The organism is Streptomyces sp. NPDC086077 (assembly GCF_040686175.1).
Lineage (GTDB): Bacteria > Actinomycetota > Actinomycetes > Streptomycetales > Streptomycetaceae > Streptomyces.
In genome coordinates, this window is record NZ_JBFBJT010000122.1 from 1 (window position 1) to 22,150 (window position 22,150).

21 protein-coding genes are annotated in these 22,150 nt (G+C 70.5%); 9 read left to right on the forward strand and 12 right to left on the reverse strand.

The features are described from left to right. From AB0O67_RS28020 to AB0O67_RS28045, 6 genes are all read right to left on the reverse strand, one after another. The coding region (locus AB0O67_RS28020) for a cysteine desulfurase (protein WP_365455629.1) at positions 1-1,221 on the reverse strand (1,221 nt) is incomplete at its 3' end. Continuing rightward, positions 1,218-1,982, reverse strand: a complete 765-nt coding sequence (gene sufC, locus AB0O67_RS28025; protein ID WP_365455632.1) for a Fe-S cluster assembly ATPase SufC — start codon at positions 1,980-1,982, stop codon at positions 1,218-1,220. The genes AB0O67_RS28020 and sufC, both read right to left, overlap by 4 nt. A gap of 7 nt (positions 1,983-1,989) precedes the next feature. Then, positions 1,990-2,310 carry a bifunctional 3-phenylpropionate/cinnamic acid dioxygenase ferredoxin subunit gene (locus AB0O67_RS28030; RefSeq protein ID WP_365455635.1) on the reverse strand — a complete coding sequence of 107 codons (321 nt, stop codon included), beginning with the start codon at positions 2,308-2,310 and terminating at the stop codon, positions 1,990-1,992. After that, a complete protein-coding gene (gene sufD / locus AB0O67_RS28035) occupies positions 2,307-3,491 on the reverse strand; it encodes a Fe-S cluster assembly protein SufD (RefSeq protein ID WP_365455638.1) in 1,185 nt (394 codons plus the stop codon). The genes AB0O67_RS28030 and sufD overlap by 4 nt, the downstream gene beginning before the upstream one ends. Positions 3,492-3,577: 86 nt before the next feature. Beyond that, a complete protein-coding gene (sufB, locus tag AB0O67_RS28040; RefSeq protein WP_365455641.1) occupies positions 3,578-4,999 on the reverse strand; it encodes a Fe-S cluster assembly protein SufB in 1,422 nt (473 codons plus the stop codon). Further along, positions 4,996-5,733 (reverse strand): metalloregulator ArsR/SmtB family transcription factor, encoded by a 738-nt coding sequence (locus AB0O67_RS28045; RefSeq protein WP_365455644.1) that lies wholly within the window; start codon positions 5,731-5,733, stop codon positions 4,996-4,998. The genes sufB and AB0O67_RS28045 overlap by 4 nt, the downstream gene beginning before the upstream one ends. Before the next feature lie 171 nt (positions 5,734-5,904). Between AB0O67_RS28045 and AB0O67_RS28050 the strand changes: the two genes are divergently transcribed. From AB0O67_RS28050 to AB0O67_RS28065, 4 genes are read left to right on the forward strand one after another with little or no spacing between them, the layout of a single operon-like run. Then, on the forward strand, positions 5,905-6,717 hold the full coding sequence (locus AB0O67_RS28050; protein ID WP_365455647.1) for an AAC(3) family N-acetyltransferase: 813 nt from the start codon (positions 5,905-5,907) through the stop codon (positions 6,715-6,717). A 31-nt stretch (positions 6,718-6,748) separates the two neighbouring features. Then, positions 6,749-7,672, forward strand: coding sequence for an ABC transporter ATP-binding protein (locus AB0O67_RS28055; protein WP_365455650.1), 924 nt, complete (start codon positions 6,749-6,751; stop codon positions 7,670-7,672). Continuing rightward, entirely contained in the window at positions 7,669-8,448 is a 780-nt protein-coding gene (locus tag AB0O67_RS28060) for an ABC transporter permease (protein WP_365455653.1), read from the forward strand. The genes AB0O67_RS28055 and AB0O67_RS28060 overlap by 4 nt, the downstream gene beginning before the upstream one ends. Positions 8,449-8,504: 56 nt before the next feature. After that, on the forward strand, positions 8,505-9,530 hold the full coding sequence (locus AB0O67_RS28065) for a COX15/CtaA family protein (protein ID WP_365455656.1): 1,026 nt from the start codon (positions 8,505-8,507) through the stop codon (positions 9,528-9,530). Here AB0O67_RS28065 and AB0O67_RS28070 read toward each other — a convergent pair. From AB0O67_RS28070 to AB0O67_RS28085, 4 genes are all read right to left on the reverse strand, one after another. Beyond that, the gene (locus AB0O67_RS28070) at positions 9,485-10,222 is read right to left on the reverse strand and encodes a nucleotidyltransferase domain-containing protein (protein WP_365455659.1); all 738 of its coding nucleotides are present in this window, start codon (positions 10,220-10,222) and stop codon (positions 9,485-9,487) included. The genes AB0O67_RS28065 and AB0O67_RS28070 overlap by 46 nt on opposite strands. An 18-nt stretch (positions 10,223-10,240) precedes the next feature. Next, positions 10,241-11,347 carry an amidohydrolase family protein gene (locus AB0O67_RS28075; RefSeq protein ID WP_365455662.1) on the reverse strand — a complete coding sequence of 369 codons (1,107 nt, stop codon included), beginning with the start codon at positions 11,345-11,347 and terminating at the stop codon, positions 10,241-10,243. Positions 11,348-11,497: 150 nt separating this feature from the next. Then, positions 11,498-11,809, reverse strand: coding sequence for a hypothetical protein (locus tag AB0O67_RS28080; protein WP_365455665.1), 312 nt, complete (start codon positions 11,807-11,809; stop codon positions 11,498-11,500). A 64-nt stretch (positions 11,810-11,873) separates the two neighbouring features. After that, positions 11,874-12,827, reverse strand: coding sequence for a heme o synthase (locus tag AB0O67_RS28085; RefSeq protein ID WP_365455683.1), 954 nt, complete (start codon positions 12,825-12,827; stop codon positions 11,874-11,876). A gap of 372 nt (positions 12,828-13,199) precedes the next feature. Between AB0O67_RS28085 and tkt the strand changes: the two genes are divergently transcribed. The 5 genes from tkt to pgl are packed head-to-tail and all read left to right on the forward strand — an operon-like array spanning position 13,200 to position 19,874. Further along, positions 13,200-15,302, forward strand: coding sequence for a transketolase (gene tkt, locus AB0O67_RS28090; RefSeq protein WP_365455668.1), 2,103 nt, complete (start codon positions 13,200-13,202; stop codon positions 15,300-15,302). A gap of 34 nt (positions 15,303-15,336) precedes the next feature. Next, the gene (tal, locus tag AB0O67_RS28095; RefSeq protein WP_365455671.1) at positions 15,337-16,455 is read left to right on the forward strand and encodes a transaldolase; all 1,119 of its coding nucleotides are present in this window, start codon (positions 15,337-15,339) and stop codon (positions 16,453-16,455) included. 4 nt (positions 16,456-16,459) lie between these two features. Next, on the forward strand, positions 16,460-17,989 hold the full coding sequence (zwf, locus tag AB0O67_RS28100; RefSeq protein WP_365455674.1) for a glucose-6-phosphate dehydrogenase: 1,530 nt from the start codon (positions 16,460-16,462) through the stop codon (positions 17,987-17,989). After that, positions 17,986-19,095, forward strand: coding sequence for a glucose-6-phosphate dehydrogenase assembly protein OpcA (gene opcA, locus AB0O67_RS28105; protein WP_365455677.1), 1,110 nt, complete (start codon positions 17,986-17,988; stop codon positions 19,093-19,095). Before zwf ends, opcA begins: the two co-directional genes overlap by 4 nt. Next, on the forward strand, positions 19,092-19,874 hold the full coding sequence (pgl, locus tag AB0O67_RS28110) for a 6-phosphogluconolactonase (protein ID WP_365455680.1): 783 nt from the start codon (positions 19,092-19,094) through the stop codon (positions 19,872-19,874). Before opcA ends, pgl begins: the two co-directional genes overlap by 4 nt. 60 nt (positions 19,875-19,934) lie before the next feature. Here pgl and AB0O67_RS28115 read toward each other — a convergent pair whose 3' ends face one another. Together AB0O67_RS28115 and AB0O67_RS28120 are read right to left on the reverse strand one after the other, a co-directional pair. Next, the gene (locus tag AB0O67_RS28115) at positions 19,935-20,774 is read right to left on the reverse strand and encodes a carbohydrate ABC transporter permease (protein WP_365455686.1); all 840 of its coding nucleotides are present in this window, start codon (positions 20,772-20,774) and stop codon (positions 19,935-19,937) included. Between the two features lie 14 nt (positions 20,775-20,788). Next, positions 20,789-22,054 carry an ABC transporter permease subunit gene (locus AB0O67_RS28120; protein WP_365455689.1) on the reverse strand — a complete coding sequence of 422 codons (1,266 nt, stop codon included), beginning with the start codon at positions 22,052-22,054 and terminating at the stop codon, positions 20,789-20,791. Between the last annotated feature and the right edge of the window lie 96 nt (positions 22,055-22,150).

Sequence of the window (22,150 nt, forward strand, 5' to 3'; positions counted from 1 at the left end):
GACCAGAACGTCGATCTCGGCCGGCGTGGAGTACAGATAGAACGACGCTCGCGTGGTCGCAGGAATTCCGTAGCGCAGGCACACCGGGCGGGCGCAGTGGTGGCCCACGCGGACCGCGATGCCCTGCTCGTCCAGAACCTGGCCCACGTCGTGCGGGTGGATGTCACCGAGGGTGAAGGAGATCGCGGCGCCGCGCTCCTCGGCCGTGGTCGGGCCGATGATGCGCAGGTCGGGGACCTCCGTCAGGCGCTTGACCGCGTACTCGGTGAGCGCGTGCTCATGGGCGAGGATCTTGTCCATGCCGATCGCGCTCAGGTAGTCGATCGCCGCGCCCAGGCCGACCGCCTGCGCGATCGGCGGGGTGCCCGCCTCGAACTTGTGCGGGGCGGGGGCGTACGTCGACGAGTGCATCGACACCGTCTCGATCATCTCGCCGCCGCCGAGGAACGGAGGCAGGTCCTCCAGCAGCTCCTGGCGGCCCCACAGCACGCCGATGCCGGTCGGGCCGCACATCTTGTGGCCGGTGAAGGCCACGAAGTCGGCCTGGAGGGCCTGTACGTCGAGCGGCATGTGCGGCGCGGCCTGCGAGGCGTCGATGCAGACCAGCGCGCCGACCTCCTGCGCGCGGCGCACTATCGCCTCGACGGGGTTGTGGGTGCCCAGGATGTTGGAGACCAGCACGAAGGAGACGATCTTCGTCTTCTCGGTGATGATCTCGTCGATGTTGGAGAGGTCGAGCCGGCCGTCGTCGGTCAGGCCGAACCACTTCAGCTTCGCGCCCGTGCGCTGCGCCAGCAGCTGCCACGGCACGATGTTGGAGTGGTGCTCCATCTCCGTGATGACGATCTCGGTCTCGTGGTCCACGCGATAGGGCTCGTCGGCCCAGCCCAGCATGTTCGCCACGAGGTTGAGCGACTCCGAGGCGTTCTTGGTGAAGACCACCTCGTCGCGGGAGGGCGCGTTGACGAACTCGGCGACCTTGTCGCGCGCGCCCTCGTACAGCGCCGTGGCCTCCTCGGCGAGCACATGCACACCGCGGTGGACGTTGGCGTTGTAGCGCTCGTAGTACTCGTTCAGGGCGTCCAGCACCTGACGCGGCTTCTGCGAGGTCGCCGCGTTGTCCAGGTACACGAGCTTCCGACCGTCATGGATCTGTCGGTCCAGGATGGGGAAGTCCTTGCGGATCGCCTCGGTGTCGAGGAGGCCCGGCAGCTGTGTCACGCGGATACGCCACCCTTCGCATATGCCTCGTAGCCCTCGTTCTCCAGCTTGTCGGCGAGCTCGGCGCCACCGGACTCGACGATCCGGCCGGCGGAGAACACATGGACGAAGTCGGGCTTGATGTAGCGCAGGATGCGCGTGTAGTGCGTGATCAGCAGGGTGCCGACCTCGCCGGTCTCACGGACCCGGTTGACGCCCTCGGAGACCACGCGCAGCGCGTCGACGTCCAGACCGGAGTCGGTCTCGTCGAGGATCGCGACCTTCGGCTTGAGCAGTTCCAGCTGGAGGATCTCGTGGCGCTTCTTCTCACCGCCGGAGAAGCCCTCGTTGACGTTGCGCTCGGCGAAGGCGGGGTCCATGTTGAGGCGCTCCATGGCCTCCTTGACCTCCTTCACCCAGGTGCGCAGCTTGGGGGCCTCGCCGCGGATCGCGGTGGCGGAGGTGCGCAGGAAGTTGGAGACGGAGACGCCGGGGACCTCGACCGGGTACTGCATCGCGAGGAACAGGCCGGCGCGGGCGCGCTCGTCGACGGACATCTCCAGGACGTCCTCGCCGTCGAGGGTGACGGTGCCGCTGGTGATCGTGTACTTCGGGTGACCCGCGAGCGAGTAGGCGAGGGTCGACTTGCCCGAGCCGTTGGGGCCCATGATGGCGTGCGTCTCGCCCTGCTTCACGGTGAGGTCGACGCCCTTGAGGATCTCCTTCGTGGCGTTGTCGGCCTCGACGGTGACGTGCAGGTCTCGGATTTCCAGCGTTGCCATAGGTGCCTCAGGACTCCTGGGTGAGGGAGACGAGTACGTCGTCCCCTTCGATCTTTACGGGGTATACGGGGACGGGGCGCGTCGCGGGGAGGCCGGACGGTTTGCCGGTGCGCAGGTCGAACGACGATCCGTGCAGCCAGCACTCGATCTGGCAGTCCTCCACCTCGCCCTCGGAGAGCGAGACGTTCGCGTGGGAGCAGATGTCGTTGATCGCGAACACTTCGCCCTCGGTCTGCACGAGGGACACCGGCGTGCCGTCGAGTTCCACCCGCTTCGGGGTGTCCTCCTCCAGCTCGCTCAGCGCGCACGCGCGTACGAAGGTGGTCATCCGACCGACGCCTCCAGCTCCTCTTCGATCTTGGCGAGCAGCCGCTCCTCGATGTCCGGGACGCCGATCTGCTGGACCAGCTCGGCGAAGAAGCCGCGGACCACCAGTCGGCGGGCCTCGTACTCCGGGATACCGCGGGCCATCAGGTAGAACAGCTGCTCGTCGTCGAAGCGGCCGGTGGCGGACGCGTGTCCGGCGCCGACGATCTCGCCGGTCTCGATCTCCAGGTTCGGCACCGAGTCGACCCGCGCGCCGTCCGTCAGGACGAGGTTGCGGTTCATCTCGTACGTGTCCGTGCCCTCGGCCTTGGCCTCGATCAGCACGTCACCGATCCACACGGCGTGCGCGTCCTCGCCCTGGAGCGCGCCCTTGTAGGCGACGTTGGACTTGCAGTGCGGGGTGTTGTGGGTGACCAGGAGGCGGTGCTCCTGGTGCTGGCCGGCGTCCGTGAAGTACAGGCCGTACAGCTCGGCCTCGCCGCCGGTACCGGCGTACTGCACGCGCGGGTGCAGTCGTACGACGTCGCCGCCGAAGGTGACGACCACGGACTTGAAGGAGGCGTCGCGGCCGACCAGGGCGTTGTGCTGGGCCACGTGCACGGCCTTGTCGTCCCAGTCCTGGACGGAGACGACGGTCAGCTTGGCGCCGTCACCGAGGAGGTAGTCGACGTTGGCGGCGAGCACGGCGTCACCGGTGTGGTCGATGACGACGACGGCCTCGGCGAAGGCTCCCAGCTCGATGAGCTGATGGCCGTAGGCGACCGCGCCCTCGCCGTGCACGGCGATGCGGATCGGCTCGGTGAGGACCGTGTCCTTGGGGACGGTGACGACCCCGGCCTTCTCGAACGCCGAGTAGGCCTGGGCGGCGATGCGGTCCGCCGGGGTGCCGGCCCTGCCGAGCCGCGCGTTGTCGCGGCCGACGGTCTCGACGACGACGCCCGCGGGGGCCTCGACCTCGATCCTCACACCGTCGCCGGTGGCGACCGCGGTGCCGTCGTGCAGGCCACGCAGGCGCTCCAACGGGGTGAACCGCCACTCCTCCTCACGACCGCGCGGGACCGGGAAGTCCGCCACGTCGAAGGACGGGGGCGCGCTCATGCGCGAGACGACGGTCGACTCGGCGGCCACCGCGATCGAACCGGCGGTGGTGCTGCCCACCGGGATGTTCTGAGCCTCAGCCATGGCTGTCGGTCTGCTCTCTTCCTACGTTTACGATCCTCGGCCCGCCGCGGGGGCGGGCCGCCTGCTGCTGTTGCGGACGGCGGGCGTCAGCCGACCGCGCCTTCCATCTGCAGCTCGATCAGCCGGTTGAGCTCAAGGGCGTACTCCATGGGCAGCTCCTTGGCGATCGGCTCGACGAAGCCGCGCACGATCATCGCCATCGCCTCGAACTCGCTCAGACCGCGGCTCATCAGGTAGAAGAGCTGGTCCTCGGAGACCTTGGAGACGGTCGCCTCGTGGCCCATGGACACGTCGTCCTCGCGGACGTCGACGTACGGGTACGTGTCCGAGCGGGAGATGGTGTCGACGAGCAGCGCGTCACAGAGCACGTTGGACTTCGCGCCCGGGGCGCCCTCGCCGATCTCGATCAGACCGCGGTAGGACGTACGGCCGCCACCGCGTGCCACCGACTTGGAGACGATGTTGGACGAGGTGTTCGGAGCCATGTGGACCATCTTGGCGCCGGCGTCCTGGTGCTGCCCCTCGCCCGCGAAGGCGATGGACAGGGTCTCGCCCTTGGCGTGCTCGCCCATCAGGTAGACGGCCGGGTACTTCATCGTCACCTTGGAGCCGATGTTGCCGTCGACCCACTCCATGGTCGCGCCCTCGTAGGCGACGGCGCGCTTGGTGACCAGGTTGTAGACGTTGTTCGACCAGTTCTGGATGGTCGTGTAGCGGCAGCGGGCGTTCTTCTTGACGATGATCTCGACGACCGCGGAGTGCAGCGAGTCCGACTTGTAGATCGGAGCGGTGCAGCCCTCGACGTAGTGCACGTAGGCACCCTCGTCGACGATGATCAGCGTCCGCTCGAACTGGCCCATGTTCTCGGTGTTGATCCGGAAGTAGGCCTGGAGCGGGATCTCGACGTGCACGCCCGGCGGCACGTAGATGAAGGAGCCGCCCGACCACACGGCGGTGTTCAGCGACGCGAACTTGTTGTCACCGACCGGGATGACGGTCCCGAAGTACTCCTTGAAGAGCTCCGGGTGCTCCTTCAGCGCGGTGTCGGTGTCCAGGAAGATGACGCCCTGCTCCTCCAGGTCCTCGCGGATCTGGTGGTAGACGACCTCCGACTCGTACTGGGCCGCGACACCGGCGACGAGGCGCTGCTTCTCCGCCTCCGGGATGCCGAGCTTGTCGTACGTGTTCTTGATGTCCTCGGGCAGGTCCTCCCAGGACTCCGCCTGCTTCTCCGTGGAGCGCACGAAGTACTTGATGTTGTCGAAGTCGATGCCCGACAGGTCCGAGCCCCAGTTCGGCATGGGCTTCTTCTCGAAGAGCTTCAGGCCCTTCAGGCGCAGCTTGGTCATCCACTCCGGCTCGGACTTCTTGTCCGAGATGTCACGGACGACGGCCTCGCTCAGGCCGCGCTTCGCTGCGGCACCGGCCACGTCGGAGTCGGCCCAGCCGTATTCGTACTTGCCCAGACCCTCGAGTTCGGGGTGGGCAGTCTCCGTGGGGAGAGTCATGCGGGGTTCCTCCCGGCCGTGCTTGCAGTGTTGTCGGTCTTGGAAGTCTTGGGGATGAACGTCGTGCAGACACCGTCGCCGTGCGCGATGGTGGCCAGCCGCTGGACATGCGTCCCGAGCAGCTCGGCGAAGATCTCCGTCTCGGCCTCGCACAGCTGCGGGAACTGCTCGGCGACATGGGCGACCGGGCAGTGGTGCTGGCACAGCTGTTCGCCGGTGGGGGCGCTGCGCGCCGTAGCAGCGTACCCGTCCACGCTCAGGGCCTTGGCCAGCGCTTCCGCGCGCTTCTCGGGGGCGGCCGACTCGACGGCCTTGCGGTACCCGCTCGCCTGGGCGGCCATGCGGGCGCGGGCGAAGGCGGCGACCGCCTCGCTGCCACCCTCCCGCTCGGCGATCCAGCGGAGCGCGTCGGCGGCGAGCTTGTCGTAGGACTGGTCGAAGGCGTCGCGGCCGCAGTCGGTCAGGGCGAACACCTTGGCCGGACGGCCGCGGGTGCGCGCTCCGTAGACCCGCTGCTCGCGCGCCTCCACCACGTCGTCGGCGACCAGCGCATCCAGGTGCCGGCGTACGGCCGCCTGGGTGAGTCCGAGCCGTCCGGCGAGGTCGGCGACGGTCGACGGGCCATGGTCCAGGATGGATCGCGCGACCCGGTTGCGCGTCGAGCGCTCTCCGGTCGCGAGCTCCTCCTGAGGGGCCCCCGTGGGGGTCTCCCGAGCCTCGCCGACGTTTTTCACAACGCCATTGTTGCGTAATTCCTCAGAGCCTGACAAGCGGCGGCCGATCCGCCGGACGGTGCCCTGCGTCACTTAGGTAGACCTAAGCTGACCTGCGGAAACGATCTTTGATCGATCGGACACGGGCAAACCGGTGGCGCCGCCGGGCCCCTTCAGGAACACTCCGGAACCATGCCCACACCCCCTCCGACCGGCCCTCTTGTGACCCGCGACGCGCTCGCCGCACAGTTGCGCGCGCTGGGCGTGCGGGCGGGTGAGACCCTGCTCGTCCACTCCTCCCTCAGCGCGCTCGGCTGGGTCTGCGGAGGCTCCGTGACGGTCGTCCACAGTTTGCTCGACGCCCTCGGCCCACAGGGCACGCTCGTGGTCCCGACGCAGTCCGGGGAGCTCTCCGACCCCGCGGTGTGGTCCGCGCCGCCGGTCCCCGCCGAGTGGTGGGCGACGATCCGCGCCACCATGCCCGCGTACGACCCCCTGGTCACCCCGGCCCGTGGGGTGGGCGTGGTCCCGGAGACCGTACGGAGGTGGCCTGGCGCATCGCGCAGCGCGCACCCGCAGACCTCCTTCGCGGCGCTCGGGCCGCGCGCCGGCGAGATCGTCGACGGCCACGCGACCGACTGCCGGCTCGGCGAGCGCAGCCCGCTGGCCCGGCTGGAGGCGCTCGGCGCCCGGGTGCTGCTGCTCGGCTGCGGCTACGGCTCCTGCACCAGCTTCCACCTCGCGGAATACCGGATACCGGCCCCGCTCGTCGCGGTGGGGCGGCCGGGTCCGGCGGGCTGGGAGGTGGTGACCGAGGTGTCGATCTCCTCGGAGCGGTTCGACGAGCTGGGCCACGACTTCGAGCGGGACCGTCCCGTCGTGCGGGGCCGGGCGGGCGCGGCCGAGGCGCGGCTTTTCCCGGTGGCGGACGCGGTGGCCTACGCCGAGCGGTGGCTGGCGCTGCACCGCCCCCGTGCGGAGGAGTTCCTGCACCCGCCCGTCTGAGTGACCGGGCACGTACCTAGACTCTGGACCCATGCGAAGTGAGCCCGTGGTCCAGGTGCAGGCCCTGGTGAAGCGGTACGGCGACAGGACCGCGGTGAACGGCCTCGACCTGCAGGCCCGGGCGGGCGTGACCGCCGTGCTCGGGCCCAACGGGGCGGGCAAGACGACCACGGTCGAGATCTGCGAGGGGTACCGCGGGCCGGACTCCGGCGCGGTGCGCGTCCTGGGCCTCGACCCGGTGCGGCAGTCCCGCGAGCTGCGGCCGCGGATCGGGGTGATGCTCCAGTCCGGCGGCGTCTACTCCGGCGCCCGCGCCGACGAGATGCTCCGCCATGTGGCCCGGCTGCACGCGCACCCGCTGGACGTGGACACCCTGATCGAGCGCCTCGGCCTCGGCAGCTGCGGCCGCACGAGCTACCGCCGCCTCTCCGGCGGCCAGCAGCAGCGTCTGGCGCTGGCCATGGCCGTGGTGGGCCGTCCGGAGCTGGTGTTCCTGGACGAGCCGACCGCCGGCCTCGACCCGCAGGCACGCCGGGCCACCTGGGACCTCGTACGGGACCTGCGCGCCGACGGGGTCTCCGTGATCCTCACGACCCACTACATGGACGAGGCCGAGCAGCTCGCCGACGACGTCGCGATCATCGACGCCGGCCGGGTCATCGCCCAGGGCTCCCCGGAGGAGCTGTGCCGCGGCGGCGCCGAGAACACCCTGCGCTTCACCGGCCGCCCCGGTCTCGACGTCAACTCCCTGCTCAAGGCGCTTCCCGCGGACTGCGCGGCCGCCGAGCTGACGCCGGGCGCGTACCGGGTCGTCGGCAGGGTCGACCCGCAGCTGCTGGCGACGGTGACGTCGTGGTGCGCCCAGCACGGGGTGATGCCGGACCGGATCTCGGTGGAACGGCACACCCTCGAAGACGTCTTTCTGGAGCTCACGGGCAAGGAGTTGCGATCATGACCGCCGCGGCCGAGAACGGCACGTACGCCCCCAGGCCCGGTGCCGCCCCGCTCCTGCGCATGATCGCGGCGCAGGCGGCACTGGAGACCAGGATGCTGCTGCGCAACGGCGAGCAGCTGCTGCTGACGGTGATCATCCCGACGCTGCTGCTCGCGCTCTTCAGCACCGTCGACATCGTCGACACCGGCGAGGGCAGGGCCGTGGACTTCCTCGCCCCCGGCATCCTCGCGCTCGCCGTGATGTCCACGGCCTTCACGGGCCAGGCCATCGCGACGGGTTTCGAACGCCGGTACGGCGTGCTGAAGCGGCTCGCGTCCTCCCCGCTTCCCCGCTGGGGCCTGATGACCGCGAAGACCGCGTCCGTGCTGGTCGTCGAGGTGTTCCAGGTGCTCCTCGTTTCGGTGATCGCCCTCGCGCTGGGCTGGTCGCCGCAGGGCGATCCGTTCGCCGTCCTGCTCCTGCTGGTCCTCGGGACGGCGGCCTTCTCCGGCCTCGGTCTGCTGATGGCGGGCACCCTCAAGGCGGAGGCGACGCTGGCCGCGGCGAACCTGGTGTTCCTGCTGCTGCTCGTCGGCGGCGGCGTCGTCGTCCCGCTCGACAGGTTCCCGGACGCCGCGCAGAGCGTGCTCGGTCTGCTGCCCATCGCGGCGCTCTCGGACGGCCTGCGGGACGTGCTCCGGCACGGCGCGGGGATGCCGTGGGGCGACCTCGGGATCCTCGCCGGATGGTCGGTCGTGGGGCTGGCGGCGGCGGGCCGCTTCTTCCGCTGGGAGTAGCCCGGGGCCCGGGCCGCGGGGACCCTAGTGAAAGCGTGCACAAGCCCGGGCCTACGATGGTCGGCGTGCCAAACGTGACCCCCTCCGACGCCGCAGCCGCCGTGCGCAACCCGCTCGCCTTCATCGCCGCGCGCTGGACCCCGACCCCCCGGACGGTTCGGCGGGCCGCGCTCGCCGCCCTCGTGATGGCGGTGCTCATCGTGGTCACCGGCGGCGCGGTCCGGCTGACCGGCTCGGGCCTCGGCTGCCCGACCTGGCCCAAGTGCACGACCGACTCCCTGACCACGACCCGCGAGATGGGTCTGCACGGCGTCATCGAGTTCGGCAACCGCATGCTGACGTACGTGCTGTGCGCGGCCGTCGGCTGGGCGATCATCGCGGCCCGGGCGCAGAAGCCGTGGCGGCGCGGCCTGACCCGGCTGGGCTGGGCACAGTTCTGGGTCGTCATGAGCAACGCCGTGCTCGGTGGCATCGTCGTGCTGGTCGGCCTCAACCCGTACACGGTCGCTGCCCACTTCCTCGCCACCACGGCGCTCATCACGGTCGCCGCGGTGATGTGGCAGCGCAGCCGGGAGGGCGACGGGGCCCCGCGCCCGCTGGTCGGCACGGCCGTGCGGCAGCTGGTGTGGTGCCTGATCGCCACGAGCGTCCTGCTGATCGCGGTCGGCACGGTGGTCACCGGCGCGGGCCCGCACGCGGGTGACTCCAGCGACGTGCCGCGCATGCCGGTGGACTGGGAGACCGTCAGCAAGGTGCACGCCGTGCTGGCGTGGATCGTGGTGACGCTGACCTTCGCGCTGTGGTTCGTCCTCAAGGCGGTCGGCGCCCCGCGCGACCCGCTGAACCGCACCCGCGACCTGTTCCTGGTCCTGCTCGCCCAGGGCGTCATCGGCTACGTCCAGTACTTCACCGACCTGCCCGAGCTCCTGGTCGGCCTGCACATGCTCGGCTCCTGCCTGGTCTGGATCGCGGTGCTGCGCGTGGCCCTGGCCCTGCGCGAACGCCCGGCGGACCTCCCCGCCGACCCGTCGGCGCCTCAGGAGTACGCCGCCACCAGCGCGTCGATGGCCGGCCCCAGGTAGTCCCGCGTCAGCTCGCCCCGCCGCACCGTCCACCCGGGGGCGGGCGGCGCGGGATCCCCGTACCGGCGCTCCCGGATGTCCTCGACCACCGCCAGGGGCGCCCCGAGATCGGGCAGCACCTCCAGCGCCTCCCGCTTGGAGATCAGCCGCCCGTCGCGCAGGGTGACGGTCGCTCGGGCGAAGGTCGTCAGCCCCACGTCCACCCAGGCGTCCCGCGTCCACAGCCGCGCCCGGTGCACGGCGGGCCGCCAGAACTCCCGCTGGTCGCGTACGACGAAGTCGTCGAGTTCCCGGTCCGGCACGGGTGCGAGCAGGTCCGCCGGCCGCAGTCCGTGCAGCACGCGGCCGAAGGCGTGCAGCTCACGGCGGGTGACGGGGGTGACCGGGCGCCGCGTCAACCGCCGGTGCGCCCACGTGAGATGGGGCCGCCGGGAGTCGGCGGAGGCACCCGGCGTCAGATAGCTGCAGTGCAGCCCGGCCGCGAGGGGTTCGGCACGCAGCCGGCTGTGCAGCGTCGCGACCCGCCACGCGAGGACCGGCGTCGCGGGCTCCGGCAGCACCGCGATCAGGTCGAGGTCGCTGCGTCCCTCCTGGTAGTCGCCCCCGGCCAGCGAACCGTGCGCCCACACGGCGAGCGGACCGAGCGGTCCGAGCTCGGCGAGGAAGCTGTCGAGCAGGTCCTGGGTCGGCATCCGCCCAGTCTCCACAACTCAGTCCAGGCCGTACACCCTGCGCGCGTTGCCCGCCGCGATCAGACCCGCGACGCGCTGAGCGTCCGTCAGGGACCAGGCACCCTCGGTGACCCAGGCGCCCAGGACGCGGGCCAGCGCCTCGCGGAACAGCCGGGCGCCCACCACGTGCAACTCGGGCAGGCCCTGGGCGCCGCTGGAGAAGAGGATCTTGCCGAAGGGTGCCAGTTCCAGGATCTCGGCGAGCACGGTGGCCGCGCGGGCACCGGTGCGGACCAGGGCGGCGCCGGAGTCGGCGTAGACGTGCGGGAAGACGCCGGCGAGGTGGGCGGCGTGCCGGTGGTACGGGTAGCCGTGCAGCAGGACCAGGTCGGTGCCCAGGCCGGCGGTCGCACGGACGAAGTCCGTCAGGAGCACCGGGTCCGTGCGGTCGATGCGCAGACCCGGCTCGCCGAGCCCGGCGTGCAGTTGGAGGGGAAGTCCGGAGGCCACCGCGATCCACAGCAGATGCCGCAGCAGCACCGGGTCGCTCAGCTCGCCGCCGACCCGGCGGGCGGCCAGCCAGCGGCCCGCGGCGCCGCGCACCTCGCCCGGCCCCGGTGGCTCGGGAGCGAGCGCCAGACCGTGCCGGACACCCGCGACGGAGGTGAAGGCGACGGCGTGCACGGCGGCCCCGTGCACCGACTCGGCGAGGTTCGCCAGGAACGACTCGACGGTGCCGGAGGTGTCGGCGACCTGCTCGGCCAGCAGCTCGAGGCGGACGACCTCACGCGCCTCGGCGGTGGCGGTCGAGGCCATCTCGGTGGGGCCGGTGAGGTCGCCGGGCAGCCCGGTGTCGACGAGATACGTGGTGATGCCGCTGCCGCGCAGCAGCCGCCGGGCCGCTTCCAGCACACCGAGTTCGCGCCGCCGGGCGAGATAGCGGGCGGGCGGGCAGTGCGGTTCCAGGCCGAGCAGCGGGGGGCACCAGCGGCGTACCGCGAAGCCGGTCTGCGTGTCGAAGAGGGTGGTGCCGGGGGCGGGCGGGCCCTCGGTGCGGGCCAGCTGGGCCTCGAAGGTCCCGAGGCCCAGCTCCGTTCTCAGGACGCCGTGGCAGTACTGGTCCACGAGGGACGGCGTTTCGATCATCCGGACTCCCGGGACTGGACCACGTACTCCTACGAGTCCTAACGGGTGAACCGGGTGTCAGGTGTTGCGTTCCCCGCACCTCGGAAAAACGTCCGGTGAAAGCCGGGGAAAGCCGGGGAAAGCCGGGCGGAAGTCCGGAAAGGGAGCTGTTCAGCCGCCGATCTGGATACCGGCCATCCGCTTCCACTCGTACGGGCCGGTCCTCACCTTCGCCGCGAACTCGCCGTCGAAGGCCTCGTGCACGGTCAGACCGGACAGCTGCACCGCCTTCTCGGCGGTCTCGTAGGACGGGGCCACGAGGTCGCCCCAGCCGCCGTCCTCACCGACCAGCACGATCCGGGACCCGCGCTCACCGAGGTAGGCGACCTGGGCCTCGGCGCCTCCGTGGGCCTTGGCGAAGGCACTGATCTGCTTGGCCAGCCGGCTCACCCGGCGCTCGTCCACCTGCTGCGTGTCTCCCATGGCCAGGATGCTACCCACGGGTAGACCGAACGGCGACGGGCGGGGTGCGTGGTCTTGCCCACGGCTACCGCAGGAAGGGATCCACCGCCACCGCCACGAACAGCAGCGACACGTAGGTGATCGACCAGTGGAACAGCCGCATCTCCTTGAGCTTCCCGCCCGTCACCTCGGCCTTCGCCCGGTTCTGCAGGGCGTGCGCCTCCCACAGCCACCAGCCGCCGGCCGCCAGCGCGACCAGTGTGTAGAACCAGCCGGTGTAGCCGAGCGGGGTCAGCAGCAGGGAGACGGCGACCATGACCCAGCTGTAGAGCACGATCTGCCTGGCGACGACTTTGTTGGACGCGATGACCGGCAGCATCGGCACGCCGACACGCGCGTAGTCGTCCTTCACCTTCATCGACAGCGGCCAGTAGTGCGGCGGCGTCCAGAAGAAGATGACCAGGAACAGGATGAACGGCGCCCAGGAGAGGGAGTTCGTCACGGCGGACCAGCCGATCAGCACCGGCATGCAGCCCGCGATGCCGCCCCACACGATGTTCTGCGAGGTACGGCGCTTGAGGAGCATCGTGTAGACGATGACGTAGAAGAGCAGTGCGCCGAGGGCGAGCCAGGCGGACAGCCAGTTGACGGCGAGGCCGAACAACAGGGTGGAGGCGATCGCCAGGGCGATGCCGAAGGCGAGGCATTCGCGCGGGCTGACCATGCCGGTGACCAGCGGACGCTGCGAGGTGCGGTCCATGAGCGCGTCGATGTCACGGTCGATGTACATGTTGAGCGCGTTGGCGCCGCCCGCGGAGAGGTACCCGGCGAGGCAGGTGACGAGCACGAGACCGAGGTCGGGGACGCCCTGCTCGGCCAGGAACATCACCGGCACCGTGGTGATCAGCAGCAGCTCGATGATCCGCGGCTTGGTCAGCGCCACGAACGCCTTGACACGGGCCCCGAACGGCCGGTGAGTCGGGCTCTGGCTCGTCCCGATTACCCCCGCAGGACGGGATTCAACGGCCGTCACGCACACCCCTGACAGAGACATCCCAGCAAGCCCGACCGTGTGAAGTCCCGGTAAAGGCTCGCGCGTACCACGCCACTGTAGACGTTGCCCATACCGCGACCTTCGCGGGGGTGGGGTCGTGTTGGAGGGCACGCTCCAAGGGGCGGGAGGAACGTCGATTGAGCAGTCGGATGAGCGGCTGCGTATTCATCTGCCGAATGCGGAATGACCCGGTCGGGAGGCGGATCGACGACACTCCCGGCAGTCTGGAATCACTCGAAAAAACGCACGTTCTTACGGGGGTAGGCTCGACAGCGGCCGGTGGCGCTATGTGCACCGGCAGCCGGTGTGCGCCCAGGACACCGGCCTTCGACATGTGGAGAGGAGCCCTGACCCAGGGTGAGCACCAAGCCGACCACCACAGACCTCGAGTGGACCGAGCTGGACCAGCGGGCCGTCGACACCGCCCGCGTCCTGGCCGCCGATGCCGTACAGAAGGTCGGTAACGGCCATCCCGGTACGGCGATGAGCCTGGCGCCGGCCGCCTACACCCTCTTCCAGAAGGTGATGCGGCACGACCCGGCGGATGCCGACTGGGTCGGGCGGGACCGTTTCGTCCTGTCCGCCGGGCACTCGTCCCTGACCCTCTACACCCAGCTGTACCTGGCCGGCTTCGGCCTCGAGCTGGACGATCTGAAGGCCTTCAGGACCTGGGGTTCGAAGACCCCCGGCCACCCCGAGTACGGCCACACCGTGGGCGTCGAGACCACCACCGGCCCGCTCGGTCAGGGTGTCGCCAACGCGGTCGGCATGGCGATGGCCTCCCGCTACGAGCGCGGTCTGTTCGACCCGGACGCACCCGAGGGCGAGTCTCCGTTCGACCACTTCATCTACTGCATCGCCGGTGACGGCTGCCTCCAGGAGGGGATCTCCGCCGAGGCCTCCTCCCTCGCCGGCCACCAGAGGCTCGGCAACCTCGTCCTGCTGTGGGACGACAACCACATCTCGATCGAGGGCGACACCGAGACCGCAGTCTCCGAGGACACCGTCAAGCGCTACGAGGCCTACGGCTGGCACGTCCAGCGCGTGGCCCCGAAGCCGGACGGCGACCTGGACCCGCACGCCCTGTACGACGCGATCGAGGCGGCCAAGCAGGTCACCGACCGGCCGTCCTTCATCGCGATGCGCTCGATCATCGCCTGGCCCGCGCCGAACGCCCAGAACACCGAGGCCGCGCACGGCTCGGCGCTCGGCGACGACGAGGTCGCGGCCACCAAGCGCGTCCTCGGCTTCGACCCGGAGAAGACCTTCGAGGTCTCCGACGAGGTGCTCGGCCACACCCGGCAGGCGCTGGAGCGGGGACGGCAGGCGAAGGCCGCATGGGACAAGGCGTTCCAGGCGTGGCGCGACAGCAACCAGGAGCGCGCCACCGAGTTCGACCGCATCGCCAAGGGCGAGCTGCCCACCGGCTGGGAGGAGAAGATCCCGGTCTTCGAGGCGGGCAAGGGCGTCGCGACGCGTGCCGCGTCCGGCAAGGTGCTCCAGGCGCTCGGCGCCGTGATCCCCGAGCTGTGGGGCGGCTCCGCCGACCTGGCCGGCTCGAACAACACGACGATCGACAAGACGTCGTCCTTCCTCCCGGCGGACAACCCGCTGCCGGAGGCGGACCCGTACGGCCGCACGATCCACTTCGGCATCCGCGAGCACTCCATGGGCGCGGAGCTGAACGGCATCACGCTGCACGGACACACCCGTGTCTACGGCGGCACCTTCCTCGTCTTCTCCGACTACATGCGCAACGCGGTACGCCTCGCGGCGCTGATGCACCTGCCGGTGACGTACGTGTGGACGCACGACTCCATCGGTCTCGGTGAGGACGGCCCGACGCACCAGCCCGTCGAGCACCTGGCGTCGCTGCGCGCCATCCCCGGTCTGAACGTGGTCCGCCCGGCGGACGCCAACGAGACCGCGATCGCCTGGCGCGAGATCCTCGGGCGCTACACCAAGGAGTACGGCAAGGGCGCCCCGCACGCTCTCGCGCTGACCCGCCAGGGCGTGCCGACGTACGAGCCCAACGAGGAGGCGGTGCGCGGCGGTTACGTGCTGTTCGAGGCCGAAGGGTCCGAGGGGCAGAACACCGAGCCCGAGGTCATCCTCATCGCCACCGGTTCCGAGGTGCACGTCGCCGTCGAGGCGCGCGAGCAGCTCCAGGCCGACGGGGTGCCGACCCGGGTGGTGTCCATGCCGTCCGTGGAGTGGTTCGAGGAGCAGGACCAGGGGTACCGGGACAGCGTGCTTCCCCCGGCCGTGAAGGCTCGCGTCGCTGTCGAGGCGGGGATCGGCCTGACCTGGCACAAGTACGTCGGGGACGCCGGCCGCATCGTTTCCCTGGAGCACTTCGGTGCTTCGGCCGACGGCAAGGTCCTTTTCCGGGAGTTCGGCTTCACCGGCGAGAACGTGGCCGCGGCGGCGCGGGAATCGATCGCCGCCACCCAGCGCTGACGCTCATATACGACACGTAGGAGATGCAATTTCCATGACAGACGCACTGAAGCGCCTCTCCGATGAAGGCGTCGCGATCTGGCTGGACGACCTGTCGCGCAAGCGGATCACGTCCGGCAACCTCGCCGAGCTGATCGACCAGCAGCACGTCGTGGGCGTCACCACCAACCCGACGATCTTCCAGAAGGCGATCAGCAGCGGCGACGGGTACGAGCAGCAGCTCACCGACCTCGCCGCCCGCAAGGTCACCGTCGAGGAGGCCGTCCGCATGATCACGACGGCGGACGTCCGCGACGCCGCCGACATCCTGCGCCCGGTCTTCGACGCCACGGGGGGCAAGGACGGCCGGGTCTCGATCGAGGTCGACCCGCGCCTCGCCCACCACACCCGCGCCACCGTCGCCGAGGCCCGCCAGTTGGCCTGGCTGGTGGACCGCCCGAACACCCTGATCAAGATCCCGGCGACCAAGGCGGGTCTGCCGGCGATCGCCGAGACGATCGGCAACGGCATCAGCGTCAACGTCACGCTGATCTTCTCGCTGGAGCGCTACCGCGAGGTGATGAACGCCTACCTCACCGGCCTCGAGAAGGCCAAGGAGCGGGGTCTGGACCTCTCCAAGATCCACTCGGTGGCGTCCTTCTTCGTGTCCCGCGTGGACACCGAGATCGACAAGCGGATCGACGCGCTGGGCACCGACGAGGCCAAGGCGCTGCGCGGCAAGGCCGCCGTCGCCAACGCGCGGCTCGCCTACCAGGCGTACGAGGAGGTCTTCGGCTCCGACCGCTGGAGCCCGCTGGAGAACGCCGGCGCCAACAAGCAGCGTCCGCTGTGGGCGTCGACCGGCGTGAAGGACAAGGCGTACAAGGACACCATGTACGTCGACGACCTGGTCGCCCCGAACACCGTGAACACCATGCCGGAGGCCACCCTCGTCGCGACGGAGGACCACGGGCGGATCACCGGTGACACCATCGCCGGGACCTACGAGCAGGCCCGCGCGGACCTGGACGCGGTCGAGCAGCTCGGCATCAAGTACGACGACGTGGTCCAGCTCCTCGAGGACGAGGGCGTCGAGAAGTTCGAGGCGTCCTGGATCGACCTGCTGAAGTCGACCGAGGCGGAGCTGAAGCGCCTCGCCCCCTCGGAGGGCTGACACCTTGTCCTCTCCCGGAGCGAACCCGCTCCGTGACCCCGCAGACCGACGGCTCCCGCGTATCGCGGGGCCGTCGGGCCTGGTCATCTTCGGCGTCACGGGTGATTTGTCACGAAAGAAGCTGATGCCCGCGGTGTACGACCTCGCGAACCGGGGTCTGCTGCCGCCGGGTTTCTCGCTGGTCGGGTTCGCCCGCCGCGAGTGGGCCCATGAGGACTTCGCGCAGGTGGTCCACGACGCGGTCAAGGCACACGCCCGTACGCCGTTCCGTGAGGAGGTCTGGCAGCAGCTCATCCAGGGGATGCGCTTCGTCCAGGGCACCTTCGACGACGACGACGCCTTCGAGCGACTGCGCGCCACGATCGACGAGCTGGACAAGGCGCAGGGCACGGGCGGCAACTTCGCCTTCTACCTCTCCGTGCCGCCGCGCTCGTTCCCGGTGGTCATCCAGCAGCTGAAGAAGCACGGGCTGGCCGACCAGAAGGGCGGCTCCTGGCGCCGCGCGGTGATCGAGAAGCCGTTCGGCCACGACCTGAGGTCGGCCGAGGAGCTGAACAAGGTCGTCCACGAGGTGTTCGCCCCGGAGCAGGTCTTCCGGATCGACCACTACCTCGGCAAGGAGACCGTCCAGAACATTCTGGCGCTGCGCTTCGCCAACACCATGTTCGAGCCGATCTGGAACCGGTCCTTCGTGGACCATGTGCAGATCACCATGGCCGAGGACATCGGCATCGGCGGCCGGGCGGGGTACTACGACGGGATCGGCGCCGCCCGTGACGTCATCCAGAACCACCTGCTCCAGCTGCTCGCGCTGACCGCGATGGAGGAGCCCGCCTCCTTCGACGCGGACGCGCTGGCCGCGGAGAAGACCAAGGTGCTCGGCGCCGTGAAGCTCCCCAAGGACCTTGGTCGCTCCACCGTGCGCGGGCAGTACGCGGCGGGCTGGCAGGGCGGCGCGAAGGTCATCGGCTACCTCCAGGAAGACGGCATCGACCGCGCGTCGAAGACCGACACGTACGCGGCCATCAAGGTGGGGATCGACAACCGTCGGTGGGCGGGTGTGCCGTTCTACCTGCGCACGGGCAAGCGCCTGGGCCGCCGCGTCACCGAGATCGCGGTGGTCTTCCAGCGCGCCCCGCACTCCCCCTTCGACACGACGGCCACCGAGGAACTGGGCCAGAACGCGATCGTCATCCGCGTCCAGCCCGACGAGGGCGTCACCGTCCGCTTCGGCTCCAAGGTGCCGGGCACCTCTATGGAGATCCGGGACGTCTCCATGGACTTCGCCTACGGCGAGTCCTTCACGGAGTCCAGCCCGGAGGCCTACGAGCGGCTGATCCTGGACGTCCTGCTGGGCGACTCGAACCTCTTCCCGCGCACCGAGGAGGTCGAGCTGTCCTGGCGGATCCTCGACCCGATCGAGTCGTACTGGGACAGCCACGGCAAGCCCGCGCAGTACCCGGCCGGCACGTGGGGGCCCGTCGAGGCCGACCAGATGCTCGAACGAGACGGACGGAGCTGGCGCCGGCCATGAAGATAGACCTCACCGACACCACGGCCAGCAAGATCAACAAGGCGCTTGTGCAGGGCCGCCGCGCCATCGGCACGCCCGCCGTCGGCATGGTCCTCACCCTGGTCGTCGTCACCGACGAGGAGAACGCCTACGACGCCCTGAAGGCGGCCGGCGACGCCTCGCGCGAGCACCCCTCGCGCACGCTCGTCGTCATCCGGCGCGTCTCGCGCAGCCCCCGGGACCGTACGCAGTCCCGCCTGGACGCCGAGGTGCGGGTCGGCGCCGAGGCGGCCACCGGCGAGACGGTCGTCCTGCGGCTGCACGGCGAGGTGGCCGAGCACGCGCAGTCCGTGGTGCTTCCGCTGCTGCTGCCGGACGCCCCCGTGGTCGTCTGGTGGCCGGTCGACGCACCGCTCGACCCGGCGGGCGACGCGCTGGGCGCGCTGGCCCAGCGCCGGGTCACCGACACCTACGCCGCCGAGCAGCCGGTACGCGAGCTGTCGGCCCGCGCCGACACCTACACGCCCGGCGACACCGACCTGTCGTGGACCCGCATCACCCCGTGGCGCTCGATGCTCGCGGCGGCCCTCGACCAGGTCGTCTGCGAGGTCAGGGCCGTCGAGGTGGAGGGCGAGGAGTTCAACCCGAGCTGTGAGCTGCTGGCGATGTGGCTCGCGGACCGGCTGGACGTCCCCGTCCGGCGCGCGCTGTCCTCCGGCCCCGGCCTCACGGCGGTCCGCATGGACACCGACTGCGGCCCGATCGCCCTCGACCGCGCCGACGGTTCGCTGGCCACGCTGTCCATCCAGGGCCAGCCGGACCGTGCGGTGGCGCTGAAGCGCCGGGACACGGCGGAGCTGATCGCGGAGGAGTTGCGGCGGCTGGACCCGGACGACACGTACGCGTCGGCGCTGCGGTACGGGGTGGAACGGCTGAACGCTCCCGCGCAGACCTCCGCACCGGAGCCGTCGGCCCAGGACGACGTGCCCGCCGAGGAACCCCCGGCCAAAGGAGCAGCCCCCGGCGACGGGGCGGAAGCTCTCCCGGCTCCCGTCGAAACTGCCGCGAAAGCGCCCCCGAAGGACGCGTCGGCGACGGAACCGGTGAAGAAGGCGGCGGCGAAGTGAGCACACCACAACTGGTCGTCCACCGCGACAAGGAACTGATGGCGCAGGCCGCCGCGGCCCGGCTGATCACGAAGATCGTGGATGCCCAGGCCTCGCGCGGCACCGCGTCCGTCGTCCTCACCGGCGGCCGCAACGGCAACGGCCTGCTGGCCGCGCTGGCCGCCGCGCCCGCCCGGGACGCCATCGACTGGTCCCGCCTGGACCTGTGGTGGGGCGATGAGCGCTTCCTGCCCGAGGGCGACCCGGAGCGCAACGTCACCCAGGCCCGTGAGGCGCTCCTCGACTCCGTCCCGCTTGACCCGGAGCGCGTGCACGCCATGCCCGCGTCGGACGGACCGCACGGTTCGGACGTGGAAGCGGCGGCGGCCGCCTACGCCGAGGAACTGGCCGGGGCGGCGGTCCCGGAGAACCACGCCCCGGTCCCGACGTTCGACGTCCTGATGCTGGGTGTCGGCCCGGACACCCATGTGGCGTCCCTGTTCCCGGAACTCCCCGCGGTACGGGAGACGGACCGCATGGTGGTGGGCGTCCACGGCGCGCCCAAGCCCCCGCCGATCCGTGTCACCCTCACCCTCCCGGCCATCCGGGCGGCCCGCGAGGTATGGCTGCTGGCGGCCGGCGAGGACAAGGCCAACGCCGCGGCGATCGCCCTCTCGGGCGCCGGCGAGATCCAGGCCCCGGCGGCGGGAGCCCGCGGCCGCGCCCGCACCCTGTGGCTCCTGGACTCGGCAGCGGCCTCCCAACTCCCGAGATCGCTGTACCCACCGGCGTCTCCCTGACGGCAGGACACGACAACGCCGGGCCCGTCCTAAGGTGGCGGGCCCGGCCAGGCGGGAGTCCTACTTGACCGACCCCGCCATCACCCCCTGCACGAAGTGCCGCTGGAAGGCGAAGAACACCGCCACCGGGACGACCAGGGACACGAACGCGCCGGGGGCCAGGACGTCGATGTTGCTGCCGAACTGGCGGATCTGGGACTGGAGTTCCACCGTCAGGGGCTGGGAGGAACTGTCCGCGAAGAGGAGGGCGACCAGCATGTCGTTCCAGACCCACAGGAACTGGAAGATGGCGAGGCTGGCGATGGCCGGGCGGCCCACCGGGAGGATCAGGCGGGTGAAGATGCGCCACTCGCTGCCGCCGTCCATCCGGGCCGCCTCCAGCATCTCCTTCGGTATCTCGGCGAAGTAGTTGCGCAGCAGGAAGACCGCGAACGGCAGGCCGTAGGCCACGTGGAAGAGGACCACACCCGGAATCGTGCCGAAGAGGCCCAGCTGGCCGAAGAGTTTGGCCACCGGCAGCAGGCCGATCTGCACCGGTACCACCAGCAGGGCGACCACCAGCAGGAACAGCGGCTCGCGGGCGGGGAAGTCCAGCCAGGCGAAGGCGTATCCGGCGAGGGCCGCGACGACGACGACCAGGAACGTGGTCGGCACCGAGATCAGCACCGTGTTCCAGAACGCCTGTGTGATCCCCGAGTTCTGCAGCAGCGCGGAGTAGTTGTCGAAGGACAGCTGGCCGGGGCTGGTGAACACCGTCCACCAGCCGCCCCTCGCCGTGTCCTCGGCGGACCGCAGCGACGACAGGAACAGGCCGGCCAGCGGAGTGAGCCAGATCAGGCCCACCACCACGAGGAAGGCCTGGACCAGGCTGTTGCCCAGGGCCCGGCGCACGGCGTTCATCGCCGACTCCCCTTTCATCGCTGACTCCTTCGGAAACGGCGGACGTTGAAGACCATCGCGGGGATCACCAGGAGCAGCAGCAGGACGCCCAGCGCGCTGCCGAGCCCCTGGTCGTTGCCGCCGCCGAAGGACACCAGCCACATCTGCGTCGCCAGCACGGTCGCGTCCTCCTGCACCGGACCGGGCGCGATGATGTAGACGAGGTCGAAGACCTTCATCACGTTGATCACCAGCGTGATGAAGACGACGGTCAGCACCGGTGCCAGCAGCGGTACCGTGATCTTCCGGAAGATCTGCCACTCGTTGGCGCCGTCCATCCGCGCCGCCTCCAGCGCGTCCCGGGGCAGCGCGGACAGCCCCGCGCCGATCAGCACCATCGCGAAGCCGGTCCAGATCCACAGGTACGCCCCGATGATCGCCGGTGTGACGAGCGCCGGGCCGAGCCAGGAGACGCCCTCGTAGGGCGGTGCGAAGTTCGAGGCCGGCAGCCGCACGGTGTACGAGCCCGCCTGCAGTCCCTCGAAGCGGAAGGAGCCGTCGGACGCGGTGGTCGCCGTACCGGCCGTCCTGCCGTCGCGCACCGCCTCCACCGTCATCTCCGGCAGCCCGCTCTCCTGCCGGTCGACACGGCCCTGCTCCCCTCCCCCGCCGGGCGTGAAGTCCAGGTAGACGACCCCGCGCAGCTCACCGGCGCCGGCCTGCTGCCCGGCCGCCCCGTACGCGGGCTCCGCGCCGCCGGGCAGGTCACCCGGCAACACGCCGACCAGGCCGAGCGCCACCGTATCGCCCGGCGAAACCCCCGCGCTCGTCCGGTACGCCCCGTCGGCCTCCTTGGTCAGACCCTGGCCGTCGCGCGCCCGCGCGGTCGGATAGGACGACGTGCCCTCGAAGGCGTCATGGACGGAGACCACGGCGGCGTTCAGCACGCCCTTGTCCGGGTCCTCGTCGTAGGCGAGCCGGAAGATGATGCCGGCGGCGAGGAAGGACACCGCCATCGGCATGAACAGCAGCAGCTTGAACGCCGTCGCCCAGCGGATCTTCTCCACCAGGACGGCCAGGATCAGCCCCAGCCCGGTCAGCAGCGTCGGCGCCACGACGACCCAGATCGCCGTGTTGCGCACGGCTTTCAGCGTCGCCGGGTCGCGGAACATCTCCGTGTAGTTGTCGCCGCCCACGAACCGGGTGCCGGACGCGTCGAAGAAGCTGCGGCCGACGGAGAACAGCACGGGGTAGACGACGAGCGCGCCGAGCAGGAGCAGCGCGGGGAGGACGAAGAGCAGGGCGACGACCGGCCCCCGCCGCCGCCGGCGCCGGCTGTTTCCGGCACCGCATGGAGTTCGACTCCTCGCCGGTCGAGTTCGACGAACTCCTGCGCG

Coding starts and splice junctions, on each gene's coding strand:
- tal (WP_365455671.1), top strand. CDS start 15,337: ATGACAGACGCACTGAAGCGCCTCTCCGATGAAGGCGTCGCGATCTGG.
- AB0O67_RS28080 (WP_365455665.1), bottom strand. CDS start 11,809: ATGGGAGACACGCAGCAGGTGGACGAGCGCCGGGTGAGCCGGCTGGCC.
- sufC (WP_365455632.1), bottom strand. CDS start 1,982: ATGGCAACGCTGGAAATCCGAGACCTGCACGTCACCGTCGAGGCCGAC.
- AB0O67_RS28065 (WP_365455656.1), top strand. CDS start 8,505: ATGGTCGGCGTGCCAAACGTGACCCCCTCCGACGCCGCAGCCGCCGTG.
- AB0O67_RS28030 (WP_365455635.1), bottom strand. CDS start 2,310: ATGACCACCTTCGTACGCGCGTGCGCGCTGAGCGAGCTGGAGGAGGAC.
- AB0O67_RS28075 (WP_365455662.1), bottom strand. CDS start 11,347: ATGATCGAAACGCCGTCCCTCGTGGACCAGTACTGCCACGGCGTCCTG.
- sufD (WP_365455638.1), bottom strand. CDS start 3,491: ATGGCTGAGGCTCAGAACATCCCGGTGGGCAGCACCACCGCCGGTTCG.
- AB0O67_RS28115 (WP_365455686.1), bottom strand. CDS start 20,774: ATGAACGCCGTGCGCCGGGCCCTGGGCAACAGCCTGGTCCAGGCCTTC.
- opcA (WP_365455677.1), top strand. CDS start 17,986: ATGAAGATAGACCTCACCGACACCACGGCCAGCAAGATCAACAAGGCG.
- AB0O67_RS28060 (WP_365455653.1), top strand. CDS start 7,669: ATGACCGCCGCGGCCGAGAACGGCACGTACGCCCCCAGGCCCGGTGCC.
- AB0O67_RS28055 (WP_365455650.1), top strand. CDS start 6,749: ATGCGAAGTGAGCCCGTGGTCCAGGTGCAGGCCCTGGTGAAGCGGTAC.
- sufB (WP_365455641.1), bottom strand. CDS start 4,999: ATGACTCTCCCCACGGAGACTGCCCACCCCGAACTCGAGGGTCTGGGC.
- AB0O67_RS28070 (WP_365455659.1), bottom strand. CDS start 10,222: ATGCCGACCCAGGACCTGCTCGACAGCTTCCTCGCCGAGCTCGGACCG.
- AB0O67_RS28050 (WP_365455647.1), top strand. CDS start 5,905: ATGCCCACACCCCCTCCGACCGGCCCTCTTGTGACCCGCGACGCGCTC.